The sequence below is a fragment of the Mesorhizobium sp. M7A.F.Ca.CA.002.15.2.1 genome, assembly GCF_003998715.1.
GTDB classification, from domain to species: Bacteria; Pseudomonadota; Alphaproteobacteria; order Rhizobiales; family Rhizobiaceae; genus Mesorhizobium; species Mesorhizobium ciceri.
Genome location: NZ_RZPI01001201.1, coordinates 1 through 634, shown reverse-complemented (window position 1 = coordinate 634; position 634 = coordinate 1). Strand labels below are relative to the sequence as shown.

The following is a 634-nucleotide window of genomic DNA, read 5'->3' as shown; positions in this document are numbered from 1 at the left end:
CGTCACGAGGCGTCGCGGTTTGGTCGCGAGGCCTGATCGTCAGCTGCCCCCGGCGCTTGCCTGCAAGCTGTCGCCGACGCTGCCGAGCAGCGCCTGCGCCACCGCCCTGACAACCGGGCCGGCGTTCTTCCTCATGACGATGTGGAAGGAGCCGGCGTGGCGCCGCGAGGTCTTGGTCAGCCGGACGAGCTGGCCGCGGCGCAGATGCTCGTCGGCAAATCCCGCCCAGGCGAGCGCCGCGCCGCGCCCGGCGATGGTTTCGTGTATCATCGACATGTAGCCGGTGAACCGAGGTCCGTCGAGTTTCCGGTCGGTTCCGACCCACGATTGCCAACTGTCGATCGCGCCCGGCGGCGTCACCTGATGCAGCAGCGGCACTGCCAGGAAAGCCTCAGGCTCTTCCGAGGCGAGCGCCGGATAACGCGCCAGGAACGCCGGCGCGCAAACCGGGAACCACTCACCCTCGAGCAGTTTTTCGGTCACGAAGTCGGGCCATTGCCCGGCTTCGCCGAAACGGATCGACAATGCCACTTCAGGCTGGTCGAAATCCCTGTAGTCGGTGGATGTCTGCAGCAGCACCCGGCCATCGGCAACCTGCGATGTGATGAGGCCGAAGCGCGGCATCAGCCATGCC

General features: G+C 67.0%; 1 protein-coding gene. It reads right to left on the bottom strand.

From position 1 onward, the window contains the following. Positions 1 to 39: 39 nt before the first annotated feature. On the bottom strand, positions 40 to 634 hold a 595-nt coding region (locus ENZ74_RS33645; protein WP_206522408.1), incomplete at its 5' end, for a LysR substrate-binding domain-containing protein.